The organism is Enemella evansiae (assembly GCF_004362375.1).
Taxonomy (GTDB): Bacteria; Actinomycetota; Actinomycetes; order Propionibacteriales; family Propionibacteriaceae; genus Enemella; species Enemella evansiae.
The window spans coordinates 489,500-502,143 of record NZ_SNXA01000008.1; the positions used below are offsets into that span (position 1 = coordinate 489,500).

At 70.0% G+C, this 12,644-nt stretch carries 11 protein-coding genes; 7 read left to right on the forward strand and 4 right to left on the reverse strand.

Annotation, left to right across the window (positions count from 1 at the left end; translation table 11 throughout):
- Positions 1–75 precede the first annotated feature (75 nt).
- Positions 76–909 carry a VOC family protein gene (locus tag C8D81_RS02945; protein WP_133625519.1) on the forward strand — a complete coding sequence of 278 codons (834 nt, stop codon included), beginning with the start codon at positions 76–78 and terminating at the stop codon, positions 907–909.
- Here the strand turns inward: C8D81_RS02945 and C8D81_RS02950 are convergent.
- Positions 878–1,858, reverse strand: a complete 981-nt coding sequence (locus tag C8D81_RS02950; protein ID WP_166646648.1) for a LysR family transcriptional regulator — start codon at positions 1,856–1,858, stop codon at positions 878–880. The genes C8D81_RS02945 and C8D81_RS02950 overlap by 32 nt on opposite strands.
- A gap of 315 nt (positions 1,859–2,173) precedes the next feature.
- On the opposite strand from C8D81_RS02950, the gene C8D81_RS02955 reads away from it, so the two are divergent.
- Entirely contained in the window at positions 2,174–2,416 is a 243-nt protein-coding gene (locus C8D81_RS02955; RefSeq protein ID WP_133625521.1) for a hypothetical protein, read from the forward strand.
- Between the two features lie 42 nt (positions 2,417–2,458).
- Here C8D81_RS02955 and C8D81_RS02960 read toward each other — a convergent pair whose 3' ends face one another.
- On the reverse strand, positions 2,459–2,785 hold the full coding sequence (locus C8D81_RS02960) for a hypothetical protein (protein ID WP_094458683.1): 327 nt from the start codon (positions 2,783–2,785) through the stop codon (positions 2,459–2,461).
- Between the two features lie 197 nt (positions 2,786–2,982).
- Here C8D81_RS02960 and C8D81_RS02965 point away from each other — a divergent pair, with 197 nt between their 5' ends.
- From C8D81_RS02965 to C8D81_RS02985, 5 genes are all read left to right on the forward strand, one after another.
- Positions 2,983–4,212 carry an IS1096 element passenger TnpR family protein gene (locus C8D81_RS02965; protein ID WP_133625522.1) on the forward strand — a complete coding sequence of 410 codons (1,230 nt, stop codon included), beginning with the start codon at positions 2,983–2,985 and terminating at the stop codon, positions 4,210–4,212.
- Positions 4,213–4,352: 140 nt separating this feature from the next.
- On the forward strand, positions 4,353–5,255 hold the full coding sequence (locus tag C8D81_RS02970) for a proteasome assembly chaperone family protein (protein ID WP_094399870.1): 903 nt from the start codon (positions 4,353–4,355) through the stop codon (positions 5,253–5,255).
- Between the two features lie 24 nt (positions 5,256–5,279).
- Positions 5,280–6,170 carry an acyl-CoA thioesterase gene (locus C8D81_RS02975; protein WP_094399872.1) on the forward strand — a complete coding sequence of 297 codons (891 nt, stop codon included), beginning with the start codon at positions 5,280–5,282 and terminating at the stop codon, positions 6,168–6,170.
- Positions 6,167–6,685 carry a DinB family protein gene (locus C8D81_RS02980; protein WP_133625523.1) on the forward strand — a complete coding sequence of 173 codons (519 nt, stop codon included), beginning with the start codon at positions 6,167–6,169 and terminating at the stop codon, positions 6,683–6,685. Before C8D81_RS02975 ends, C8D81_RS02980 begins: the two co-directional genes overlap by 4 nt.
- Before the next feature lie 101 nt (positions 6,686–6,786).
- Entirely contained in the window at positions 6,787–9,087 is a 2,301-nt protein-coding gene (locus C8D81_RS02985; RefSeq protein ID WP_133625524.1) for a LamG-like jellyroll fold domain-containing protein, read from the forward strand.
- A gap of 248 nt (positions 9,088–9,335) precedes the next feature.
- On the opposite strand, the gene C8D81_RS02990 is transcribed toward C8D81_RS02985, so the two are convergent.
- Both C8D81_RS02990 and C8D81_RS02995 read right to left on the reverse strand, forming a co-directional pair.
- On the reverse strand, positions 9,336–10,313 hold the full coding sequence (locus C8D81_RS02990; protein WP_094358093.1) for a sigma-70 family RNA polymerase sigma factor: 978 nt from the start codon (positions 10,311–10,313) through the stop codon (positions 9,336–9,338).
- Between the two features lie 204 nt (positions 10,314–10,517).
- Positions 10,518–12,620 carry a S9 family peptidase gene (locus C8D81_RS02995; RefSeq protein WP_094429504.1) on the reverse strand — a complete coding sequence of 701 codons (2,103 nt, stop codon included), beginning with the start codon at positions 12,618–12,620 and terminating at the stop codon, positions 10,518–10,520.
- Positions 12,621–12,644 lie beyond the last annotated feature (24 nt).

Below are 12,644 nucleotides of genomic sequence, written 5' to 3' on the forward strand. Positions count from 1 at the left end.
TAGGCCGCGAACCCGAACCCCGCAACGGATTTCCTGCGGACAGGAACAGTCCGCATCGGGGTCGACGATGGAGCCATGACGACGACACCGCACACCTATCCGGCCGGCGTACCGGCCTGGATCGACACCGAACAACCCGACATCGACGCCGCCCTGGCGTTCTACGGCGGGCTCTTCGACTGGGAGTTCGAGGAACGACCGACCGGGAGTGACGACCGCTACCTGATCGCGCGGCTGGCCGGCCAGGACGTCGCCGGCATCGGCAGCGCACCGGCCGGTGCCGAGGCGCGCTGGCACGTCTACATCGCCACCGACGACGCGTCGGTCACCCTGGCGGCGGCGACCGCGGCCGGTGCAATGACCGGTCAGGAACCGGTGCAGCTCGGGCCGGCGGGGACCTGGGCGGAGTTCGTCGATCCGCAGGGTGCCACGATCCGGCTCTGGCAGGCCGGGAAGCGTCTCGGCGCCCAGGTGGTGAACGTTCCGGGTGCTTGGAACTTCAACGACCTGCGTACCGACGACCAGCAGCAGGCGATCGACTGGTACGCCCCGATCTTCGGCTGGCAGGCGATGCCGGGCGAGGATCCGGCGGCCATGCTGCGCCGACCCGGTTACGGCGAGCACCTGCGCGCCACCACCTATCCCGACATCTATGAGGTGCAGAAGTACGCCCCGGAGGGCTTCGCCGACGCGATCGGTTGGGTCGGTCCGCGCAAGGGCGACGAACCGACCCGCTGGGCGACCACCTTCACCGTCGCCGACCGGGACGCCAGCGTGGCCCGCGCCCTCGAGCTCGGGGCAACCGTCCTCGACAGCCACGACACCGAGTGGACCCGCGTCGCCGACCTGCGCGATCCGCAGGGCGCGTACCTGACCTTCAGCCAGTTCGCGCCGACCGGGGACTGGTGAGCGACTCGAGCACCCGCAGGTCCGTGTCCGGAAGCCACGCGTCGTCCAGCTCGGGCTCGGCGATGGCCCGTCGGGCGCGGCCGATCACCGCCTCGGCGAGCCGCCGTTGCACGCGATCCCCGCTGGTCGCCGGCCAGCCCGCCAGCCAGCAGAACACCGGGACCGGACGGCTGATCGCCACCGTGCGCAGGCCCGGTGGCGGTGCTGCCATGCCCGCGCCGTAGAGGCTGATCCGGTCGTCGCTCGCCGCCAATCGGTCGAAGAACCGCGGCAGGCCCATCGTCGACCCGACCGGGTCGAGGAGCAGCCCGCACCGCTCCGCCAGGTCCTCGACCAGGCCCCGCCACTCGCGTGGGGCACCGGTCATCGGGAACCACAACCGAAGGCCCCGCAGCGCCTCGAAGTCGACCTCGTCGTCACCGGCGAGCGGATGACCGTCCCCGACCAGCAGCACGATCGGTTCCAGCACCGGACCGGCCAGCGCGATCGGCGCCGGCGCACCCTCGGTGAACGAGGAGGCGCGGCCGAACGCCAGGTCGGCGTACCCGGAGCGGAGCACCTCGCGAGCCGTGCGGGTGTCGCCACGGGTGACCAGCGAGATCGACAACCTGCTGCGCGACGCGTGGTCGGCCGCCGCGCCGGCGATCGACAGTTGCTGATCGAGGACATCGATCCGCAGCTCGCGCTGCTCGGGTCGCGCCCGGGTGACCAACCGGTCCACATCGGCGACCAGTTCGGCCGCCTGCGGCAGCAGTTCGATACCGACCCGGGTCGGGCGCAGCCGGCGCCCGTCCCGCTCGAACAGCACGGTCCCGAGTTGTTGCTCCAGGCGTGCCAGCCGCTTGGAGACCGCCTGCTGGGAGATCTGCAGTCGCTGCGCGGCCCGGCCGGTGTGCTGCTCCTCGGCCAGTACGCACCAGGTGCGCAGCAGCGCGGTGTCCAGGTCCATGCCGACCACCGTCAGCCAACAACCAACAGTTGTCAATCGTTGCCGGATCATTGTTGGACCGGCTCCGGACCACCGGCCGAGGCTGGGTCACATGGCGACCACAACCACCACTCGCAGCCGTCGGACCATCTATCTGCTCACCGCGATCGCGGTCGTCTTCTCCCTCGGACACCATCTCGACCACGTGATCCGCGGCAACCATGTCGGCTGGCCGCTCACCGACCAGGTCACCGTCTTCACCATCAGCCTCGGCATCTACCCGATCCTGCTCGCGGCGGTGCTGCTCTACCGCGCCGGCCGCATCGGCGCCGGCGTGTGGGCGTTGCTGTCCGGCAACGGGCCCTGTTCGTCGCGGGCGTCCACTTCGGCCCGCTCGCGGTGGAGTCCCCGCGCGACATCCTTGATCCGTACCCCACCCTGCTGGGCTGGTTCTGGTTCGGCTGGCTGATCGTCTTCGTCGGGGTGCTGGTGGTGACCTGCGTGGTCGAGACCCGGCTCTGGCTGCGGCAGCGAGCGGGCCGCGCCCGGTCGGTGTCCACCGGGGCGACCGGGCGCTGAGGTGTTCCTCGGGCACTACGCGGTCGCGGTCGCGGCCAAGGCCTACCAGCCGCGTTTGTCACTGGGCGGATTGTTCGTCGCGGCCCAGGTTGCCGATGTCGGTGCGTCGGTGCTGGTGCTGTTCGGTGCCGAATCGATGGCCGACCAGCGGATCAGCCACGGTGTGCTCGCAATGCTGGTGACCGCGATCGGCGCCTGGTGGCTGGCCCGGGGCCGACCGGAGGCGTGCAGCCGCACCGGTGCCCGTGCCCCGGTGCTGATCGCGCTGGTGGTGGCCTCCCACTGGTGGCTGGACTGGCTCGGTCGCGCCGTCGACCTGGCCCCGGCCACCCGGTTCGGTGCGGAGGTGGCGCTGTTGCTGGCCGCCACGGGGGCGTACCTGTGGTCGCATCGAGCGATCCGGAACCGCTGGTTGCTCGCTGGCCTGGGAGCCGCGCTGATCGGATTCCAGGCGCTGGTCAGCTTCGGCAGTCCACCCGCAGGGGTCCAGGCGTACGCCGCATCGAGCCTGGCGGTGTACCAGGTCTTCGCCCTGTTCGCCGCGTTGGTCTGCGAAGCTGGATCGCATGGCGAGCCGATGGACGACGATCAAGGTCGAGCTGCTGGGCGGTCGGGGCGAAACCCTCGATCCACCTCCGGGACGGGTGCTGATGCTGCCGCCGCGGTTGACCTTCGACCAGCTCGGCGAGGCCATCGACCTGGCGCTCGGCCGCTGGGACCTGGCGCATCTCCGGCTGTTCCAGCTCGCCGACGGCACGATCGTCACCGATGACGAATCCGCTGCCGAGCTCAAGGCGTCCCCGCGCGGTGCGGGCATCGGCCAGACACTGTCGCTGGAGAGTTCGATCGCGCGCCGGATCCACAAGGGTGAGGAGTTCGGCTACGTCTTCGATCTGGGTGACGACTGGACCCATCGCTGCACCGTCCTCGGCACGCGCGATCCGTTCGACGAGGTCGGTCACCTGCCGACCGAACCGGTGGCGATCTGGGGGTGGGGCAGCCTGCCGGATCAGTACGGCCGGGTCACCAGCGACCTGGACGACGAGCCGGGCGCGCCGTCGAGGATCACCGACCCACCTGGCACCTCGCTCGCGGAGCCGACGGTGCCGATCGATCTGCGCGAGGTGCGCCCGGCGATCGCGCAGGCGGATGTGCCGGCGCTGATCGCGGCGACCACCGGCGTACGCCTGGACCATGCCCTCCAGCAGCTCGGCTCGGGGCTGCTCACCATGTGGCCGAAGGTGACCGGGCGGCAGCGCGAACCGTTCGAGGAGCTGGCGTTCGCGATCCACAACCGCCTGCAGAATCGCCAGCAGCTCGGGGATCGGGAGCTCGCCGCCGAACTGCTGGCCGCCCTGCGCGGCGCCGATCCCACCGAGGGGGTGATGGTCTCCCTCGATGAGCTGAACAATGCGCTGTCAGACGACTCACAGTACGAGTCCGCCGCCTTCCTCAACGTGCAGACCGGGGAGGCGGTCCACCCCGCGCTGACCGATCCAGGCATGATCGGCGAGGATGACGCCGTCGATGTCGAGAGCGGGGAGTGGGTGCAGATCGACCTGGAGCGAGCGCAGAGCGACTGGCAGGCGATGGCCGACTTCGTGGGAACCGTCGCCGACGACCCCATCAGGCGCCGACTGCAGGATGCGATCGAGGGCAAGGGGGCCTTCTCGCGATTCCGGAGGAGCCTGCCCGAGGAGCTGTTTCCCGATTGGCAGACCTTCCACACCGATCGACGCTGGGGCCGGTTGCGCGCCGAACTCGCGTACCTGGACAAGAATCTGCACGGACGTTGAGGTCCTCGTCTCGACCGGATTCATCTCGACACGCCCGGCGCTGCCTCGCTTCGCTGCGGCACCGCCGGGCTACTCGATGAGCGTGCGGCACTCGGGCGACTCGATGAGCGGGGCTGGGGTGGCCCGATAGAGTCGCACCCATGCTCGATCCCCGGCTGCTCTACCAATTCGACCCCGCGCTGTGGGAGAGCATGCGCGGCACCCGGCCGGTGCTGCTGCACCTGCTGGACGGCTACATCGACGCCGGTCAGGTGGGCCGGACCCTGGTCGAGCAGCTGATGGCCACCTGCGAGTCCGAGGTGCTGGTCGAGTTCGACGTGGACCAGCTGCACGACTACCGCAGCCGCCGACCGCTGATGGTCTTCGACACCAACCGTTGGACCTCCGCCGAGACCTTCCAACTCGCGCTCTACAAGATGACCGCGCCCAACGGGAAGGTCTTCGTGCTGCTCGCCGGACCCGAACCGGACACCCAGTGGATGCGGGCGCTGGCGGCGGTCACCGGGCTCGCCCAACGCCTGGACGTCCGGCTGGCGGTCACCGCACACGGCATCCCGATGGGCGTCCCGCACACCCGGCCCAGCCTGATCACCGCGTACGCCAGCAGCGAGCGGTTGATCGATGAGGACAACCCGGTCTGGGTCGGCCGGGTGGAACTGCCGGGCAGCTTCGGCGCGATGCTGCAGCTCCGCCTCGGCGAGCTCGGCACCGATGCCCTCGGGCTCGCGGTGAATGTGCCGCACTATCTTGCCCAGGCACCGTTCCCGCAGGCCACGATCGCTGCGCTGGAACGGATCAACGCCGCCACCGGGCTCGATCTCCCGCTGGACGGCCTGGCCGAGCGGCGGGCCACCAACCTGGCCGAGATCAACACCGAGATGCAGGCCTCCGACGAGGTGCAGGAGGTCGTCGGCCAGCTCGAGCAGCAGTACGACGAGGCCCGCCAGCGCACCGATCGGCGGGTGCCCTCGGCCGACGAGATCGGTGCCGAACTGGAGCGATTCCTCGCCGAGCGGGACCGCAAGGACAAAGACGATGAGTGACCGGAACGACGACGAAGGACGCTGATGCCCAGTACCGCACAGGAGTTGTTGGAGCTGCTGGAGTTGGAGGAGATCGAATCCGGTCTCTACCGCGGCCAGAACCCGGTCACCAAGCGGCAGCGGGCATTCGGCGGGCAGGTGCTCGCCCAGGCCCTGGTGGCCGCGTACCGGACCGTGCCGGATGAGCTGACCGTGCACTCCCTGCACGCGTACTTCCTCCGCCCCGGACGCACCGACCGGCCGATGATCTATGACGTCGAGGTGATGCGCGACGGGCGGTCGTTCGCCACCCGGCGGGTCGTCGCCCGGCAGGACAACCAGATGATCTTCGCGGTCACCGCCTCCTTCCAGGTCGCCGAGCCCGGGTTGGAGCACCAGGACGCCTTCCCCGATGTGCCGCCGCCGGAGGACTGCCCGCGGATGAGCGAGGTGCTCGCGGCCCAGACCGGTCAGTCGGCGAGCTTCTGGGAGAGCGAGTGGGGCGCGCTGGACTTCCGTTGGATCGGCTCGGCCACCCCCGAGGGGCCGATCCCGGGCAGCGTGGTGGCGCTCGACGCGGGTGACCACTCCTCGGTGGCGCGGGCCTGGGTGCGGGTCGAGGACCGGCTGCCCGACGACCCGCGGCTGCACCAGGCCGCGCTGGCGTACGCCTCCGACCTCACCCTGCTGGCGGTCAGCACGGTGCCGCACGGCCGGCCCCTGGACAGCGTGCAGGCCGCCTCGCTGGATCACGCGATGTGGTTCCACCGACCGGTCGCCGCGGACCGCTGGTGGCTCTATGACCAGGCGTCCCCGTCGGCCACCAACGCGCGCGGCTTCGCCACCGGCCGGATCTTCGCCGAGGGCCAGCTGGGTGCCTCGGTCGCCCAGGAGGGCCTGATCCGGGTGATCGACAAGCAGATCGACAAGCAGTGAGGCAGCCGCCGTTCCCCGAGCCGCGGGGCAACAAGCCACCGGCCGAGCTGTTCGCCGACTACCTGGACTTCTACCGCGCCACGATCGAGTGGAAGCTGCGCTCGCTCGATGAGGCGGCGCTGCGGACCTCGCGGCTGCCCTCGGGGTGGACGCCGATCGAGCTGCTCGGTCACCTGGTGGCGATGGAGCGGCGCTGGTTCGTCTGGGGATTCGCCGGGGAACAGGTCGCCGAGCCCTGGGGTGACAACCGGGGTGGGGAGAAGCACGCGCCGTGGCAGGTGCCGGAGTCGGTCACGCTGGACGACCTGCTGGGGCCGTTGCATGCCGGCGGCCGGCGTACCCGGGAACTGATCGCGGCCTCCTCGCTGGACGACCTCGCCCCGCCCGGGCCGCGGTTCTCCGGGGAACCCGCCTCGCTGGGGTGGATCTGCTTCCACGTGCTGCAGGAGTACGCCCGGCACGCCGGTCACCTCGATATCGCGGTCGAACTTGCCGGCGGCGAACTGGGGGAGTGAACCCACCCCCCGACCAGGTGTGCGGGCCGTTCATCTGCCGGACACCCGGATGACACCAGGGCACGCTGAACCGGTCGAGGGCGCTCCCTAGTGTCCCGCCCGTGACCCGAGCAACGCCCGCCACCATTCCCAGTCCCCGCAGCAGGCTCACCCGCACTCTCGCCGGAGCCGCGATCCTCGGCGTACTCGCCGCCCTCCTGGCCGTGCAGCCCACCTCCGCGCGCGCCGCCGAGCCCGACCCCGAGCCTGCCGCGCGCTTCTCCATCGGCATCCTGCCCGACACCCAGTTCTACTCCCGGTACGCGACCGAGGAGACCGGCAATCCGTTCGCCGCCCGTTACGGCTCCGAGCCTTTCGATGTGCAGACCCGCTGGTGGGCCGAGAACGCCGAGCGCCTCGGCACCCAGATCGTCGTCGGTCTCGGTGACATCGTCGATCGGGGCACGGTGCGCGCCGAATGGGAGGTCGCCGACGCCGCGCTGGCGAACCTGGACCGCGCCGGCGTCGCCTACACCGCACCCGCCGGCAACCATGATGTCGGCAGCAACTTCGCCGAATACCGCGAGTTCATCCCTCCCGCCCGGACCGCTGCGAACGCCGACAGCGCACAGCGCGATCCGTCCGGCCTGCACGAATACCAGCAGTTCGAGGTCAACGGCCAGCGGTACGCCGTCCTCGCACTGTCCTGGAACGCCAACGACGCGGCGCTGACCTGGGCCGACCAGCAGCTGAAGGCCAACCCCGGCGTACCAACGATCGTGACCTCCCACCAGCTCCAGAACCTCGACGGCGACGGCGGCACGGAGGACACCGAGTTCGGCGACCGGGTCTGGGACCGGGTGATCAACAACAACGACCAGGTGTTCCTGACGCTCAACGGTCACCACCACGGCGTCGGGCGCTCGGTGCGGACCAATGCCCAGGGCAACCCGGTGCTGCAGGTCGTGATGGACTACCAGATGGACTACATGGGCGGAAACGGTGAGATGGGCCTGCTCGAGTTCGATCTCGACAACAACACCATCACCCAGACCGCGTTCTCGCCGTGGGTGACGCAGAAGCCGGTCGAGACACTGACCCCCTATGACCGGCCGTTGCTGGACCGCGAGGCCGAGACCTACACCGTGCCGTTCAACTTCGCCGAACGGTTCGCCGGGCTGCAGAAGCCGGAGGCGCGCGACTCGGCCAGCCTGGCGGTGCGCGCCGAGTTCGCCGACTTCACCCCGCCCGCAGCGGTGACCCCGACCCCGGCACGCAACTCCGAGGACTACCCGAAGGTCGACGGTACGCTCGCGCACTGGCGGGCGCCCGAAGACGCCGAGGGGGTCGTCGAGCCCGGTACGCAGTTGCCGGACCTGACGGGTGCGAACCCGATGCGGCGAGCCCCGCTGAACACCGAGGGGGTCACCGGGGCGAGTGCGGACCAGGTGCGGTTCAGTACGCAGCGTCCACCGGGTTCGGCTGCAGGCAGCATCTGCTTCACCGGGGCCGGTGACGATGCCGCGAACTGGTTCGCGACGGCGGCCGATGCGCCGGTGAACGGTGCGGAGTTCGCCAACGGCTACACCTTCGAGACCTTCGTCAAGATCGATCCGTCGTGGACCGTCGAGGACAACGCCTGGATGGCGTGGCTGTCTCGGGACGGGGTACGCGGGAAGATCGACGGTTATGCCGGTGGCGACGCCGAGGAACCCCCGATGAGCTGGGCGTTCTCGACGCTGCAGGAGACGCAGTTCACCTCGGCCGGTGCGAACGGTGGCGGGGACACCTCGTGGTCCAGCGAGATGCCGCTCGGGCAGTGGATGCATCTGGCCGCCGTCAACGATCCGGCGACCCGGACCACGACGACCTATGTCAACGGGATCCCGATGCTGCGCACCGCGGTCGGTGTCAGCGGCGTCGCGACCGCAGACCTGCCGTGGGTGCTCGGTGCCGGCTCCTGGAACGGTGAGCGCGGGTACGGATTCGTCGGCTGTGTCGGCGAGACCCGACTGGTCGACCGCCCGCTCGGGCAGGATCAGTGGTTGACCGCACGCGTCGCCGATCCCGGCCCGGAGCCGAGTGTGAGCCCGACCCCGTCGAGCAGCCCGACGCCGACGGTGAATCCGACGCCGACGGGGAGCCCGACGCCGACGGGGAGCCCGACTCCGGGCGTGAGTCCGACGCCGGTGGGTGATCTCACCCCGACTGCAGACCCGGTGCCGTCGGGATCACCCGAACCGAGCCCGTCGGCGACCACCACCCCGGTACCGAGCGCCGCCGCAGCGGGCGGGAATGACGGCACCTCGGGTCCGCGTTCACCGCTCGCCGACACCGGTGGCCCGACCCTCGCGCTGCTCATCGGTGCGTTGGCCGCGCTGGCGACAGGCGGGGTGATGCTGCACCGCGGCCTCCGCCGCTGACCCGGGGCCCCGCGCTCGCTCAACCAGCGTGATGGGGCGATCACGAACCCATTGCATCCACCGCGAACCCACGCCACGCCGGATGCAATGGGTTCGCGGTGGAGCCAATGGGTTCGCGATCGTTCCGTGCGCGGCCCGGTCCACGGTGGCTTCGACTCGCTGGCGCTCGCTCAGCCAGCGTGGGCACAAAAAAGCACCCACCGCGGCTCGGGGATTCCACGGTGGGTGCTGTTCTTGGGAGGGGTGGGTCAGGCAGCCAGCTCCTGGTTGGAGCGCAGCTTGGCCAGGGCGTGCCGCTCGATCTGGCGGACCCGCTCGGCGGTGATGCCCCAGACCCGGCCGATGTCGGCCAGCTTGGCCTGGCGGCCGTCGAGCAGGCCGTAGCGGCGGCGTACCACGTCGGCGGAGCGCTCGTCGAGGTCGGCGAGCATGGCCTCGAGCCGGTCGCGCTCCTGGGCGTCGATCACCATCTCGTCGGGGCCGGGCATCGGCTCGCGGGCGATCAGATCACCCAGCGAGGTGTCACCGTCCTCCTCGACCGGGGCGTCGAGGGAGATGTGGTCGCGGCCGTAGCGCAGCAGGTCGACGACCTTCTCCGGCTCCAGCTCCATCTCGGCGGCGATCTCCTCCAGCTCCGGCTCGCGGCCCAGCCGGCGCTCCAGGGTGCGGCGCACCGCGCCGACCTGGTTGACCTGCTCGGCGACGTGCACCGGCAGCCGGACGATACGGCCCTGCTGGGCGATACCGCGGCTGATCGACTGGCGGACCCACCAGGTGGCGTAGGTGGAGAACTTGAAGCCCTTGGTGTAGTCGAACTTCTCGACCGCGCGGATCAGACCGGTGTTGCCCTCCTGGACCAGATCCAGCAGCGGCATCTGGGCCCGGCCGTACTTGCGCGCGACCGAGACGACAAGCCGCAGGTTGGCCTGGGTGAACCGCTCCTGGGCGGCGTGGCCGAGGGCGGCCAGCTGCTCCAACTCCTCCCGGCTGGCGCGCTTGGCGCTCTTGCCGTTCTGCCGCGCGGCGGCGGTGCGCTCGGTCTGGCTGATCTCGCCGGACAGGATCTGTTCGGCGTACAGCCCGGCCTCGATCGTCCGCGCCAGCTCGACCTCATCCGCCGCGGTCAGCAGCGGCGTCTTGGCGATCCCGTCGAGGTACAGACCGACCGCATCCTTACCCTCGATGCCGTCGTTGGTACGGGCTCGGGGCGTGGTGCTTGTTGCCATGGGCGCTAATCCTTCGCGTCGATTCGGACACTGCAAGCAAGTCATTGCCTTGCGTTCATCAGACACAACGTCCAGATGCCCCAAAAGGATTCCGCCACAACCCTGAACGATCCCTGATCGCGGTCCCTGAAGGACCACGGGGCTAGCTGGAGCCCGCGGCATCAGACCATGGTCGTACGCGTCGGTGGTACGCCGGTGATGGGCTCAGCGGGTCCCTACACGATCGATTATCCACGCGTACTCAAATGCGGCCTCCCGCCAGGCCTTGTAGCGCCCGGTGACACCGCCGTGGCCGGCCACCATCTCGGTCCGCATCAGGATCTCGGCCGGGTCGTTGGTCGCATTCGCCCGCAGCGCCGCGATCCACTTCGCCGGCTCGGTGTAGTAGACGCGGGTGTCGTTGAAACCGGTGGTCGCCAGGATCGCCGGGTACCTGGTGGCGCGCACGTTCTCATAGGGGGAGTAGGTGCGCATGTAGGCGTACACCTCGGGGTCGTGCAGCGGGTCGCCCCACTCCTCCCATTCGGTCACCGTCAGCGGCAGTTCGGGGTCCAGGATGGTGGTCAGGGCGTCGACGAACGGCACCGCGGCGTGCACCGCGGCGAAGTCGGTCGGTGCCAGATTCGCGATCGCGCCGATCAGCAGGCCACCCGCCGAGCCGCCCTGGGCGGCGAGCCGGTCGGCGGAGGTGTAGCCGTCGCTGACCAGTTGTCGGGCGCAGGACACGAAATCGGTGAAGGTGTTCTTCTTGGACAGGGTTTTCCCGTTGTCGTACCAGCTGCGACCGAGCTCTCCGCCACCGCGGACGTGCGCGATGGCGTAGACGAACCCCTTGTCCAGCAGGGAAAGCCGGAACATCGAGAACGACGGATCGATGCAGATCTCGTAGGCCCCATAGCCGTAGAGCAGTGCCGGGGCGGTGCCGTCCACCGGGGTGTCGGCGCGCCGGACCACCGACATCGGCACCTTCGTGCCGTCCTCGGCGGTGGCCCAGATCCGTTCCTGGACGTAGTTCTCGGGCCGATATGGGCCATGGTCCGGGTGATCGAGCACAGGGGTGGTGCGCAGGGTCTGCACCTCACCGGTGTCCATCGCCACCTCGAGCACCGAACGCGGGGTGAGCAACGAGGTGTAGCCGAGCCGCAACCGGTCGGAGTCGTAGTCCTCGGCGCCGGTGGTGCCGACGGTGTAGAGGTTCTCGGCGAACCGGACCGGATAGCTCTGCCCGCCGTCGCGGGGGTGCACCTCGACCCCGGTCAGCCCGTCGCGACGCAGCTCGATCGCCAGGAATCGGGCGTACGCCTCCACATCGGTGTAGCGCACCCCCTCACTCGGCGGCAGGAACTCGCGCCACTCGGCGGGGCTGTCGACACGTGCCCGGGCGACCTCGAAATCGGGGGAGTTCTCGTTGTGCAGCACGAAAAGCTCGTCCCCGGCAACGGTGATGGAGTACTCGACGCCTTCGCGGCGCTCGCGGACCAGCACCGGATCCGCCTCGGGCGCGGCGGCATCCAACAGCCACGCCTCGGTGGTCAGCTTGGAACCCAGCAGCAGGATCACCCGGTCCCGCTCGGCGGACTCGTCGGCACCCAGCCAGAAGCGCTCGTCGGGTTCCTCGAGCACCAGGGTGTCCCCGGTGACCGGAGCGCCGACCCGGTGCCGCCAGACCTGGTGGGGCCGCCAGGACTCGTCGACGCGGGTGTAGACGAGGTGGTCATCGCCGAGCCAGGCGACCCCGCCGCCGACGTCGGGGATCGGTTCGCCGACGGGCTCCCCGGAGCCGAGGTCGCGGACCTGCAGCAGATATCGCTCGTCACCGGCGTTGTCGACCGAGTATGCGAGCCGACGACCGTCGGGGGAGACCGCGAAGGCACCGAGGGAGAAGAACTCCTGCCCCTCGGCCTCGGTGTTGCCGTCCAGCAGCAGCTCCTCACCCGGGATCGGCTGCTCCGGGTCCGGTCGCTCGTCGCGCGAGGTGGCCGGGGCCCGGTGGAAGGCCGGGTAGTCGAGCCCCTCGGTGGTGCGGGTGTAGTACCACCACGTCGAACCGTCGGTGTGGCTGTGGAAGGTGGGCACACTCAGGTCGGTCTCCTGGGTGCGTGCCTTCACATCGGTGAACAGCTCCTCGACCAGCGGTTCCAGATGGGCGGTGGTCTGCTCGGTCCAGGCGTTCTCCGCCTCCAGGTACGCCCGGACCGCGGGATCCTCCTTGTGCCGCAGCCAGGCGTATTCGTCGACGAAGGTGTCGCCGTGGTGGGTCCTGGGTTCTGCTCGCCGGTCCGCGGTGGGTGGGTGTGCCTCTGCCATGCCCGCGAGGCTATCGCCCAACGC

What these genes read in the sequence shown, in the direction of transcription:
- C8D81_RS02950 (WP_166646648.1), bottom strand. Translation starts at nt 1,858, where the DNA reads ATGGACCTGGACACCGCGCTGCTGCGCACCTGGTGCGTACTGGCCGAG.
- C8D81_RS02945 (WP_133625519.1), top strand. Translation starts at nt 76, where the DNA reads ATGACGACGACACCGCACACCTATCCGGCCGGCGTACCGGCCTGGATC.
- C8D81_RS02965 (WP_133625522.1), top strand. Translation starts at nt 2,983, where the DNA reads ATGGCGAGCCGATGGACGACGATCAAGGTCGAGCTGCTGGGCGGTCGG.
- C8D81_RS02975 (WP_094399872.1), top strand. Translation starts at nt 5,280, where the DNA reads ATGCCCAGTACCGCACAGGAGTTGTTGGAGCTGCTGGAGTTGGAGGAG.
- C8D81_RS02995 (WP_094429504.1), bottom strand. Translation starts at nt 12,620, where the DNA reads ATGGCAGAGGCACACCCACCCACCGCGGACCGGCGAGCAGAACCCAGG.
- C8D81_RS02970 (WP_094399870.1), top strand. Translation starts at nt 4,353, where the DNA reads ATGCTCGATCCCCGGCTGCTCTACCAATTCGACCCCGCGCTGTGGGAG.
- C8D81_RS02990 (WP_094358093.1), bottom strand. Translation starts at nt 10,313, where the DNA reads ATGGCAACAAGCACCACGCCCCGAGCCCGTACCAACGACGGCATCGAG.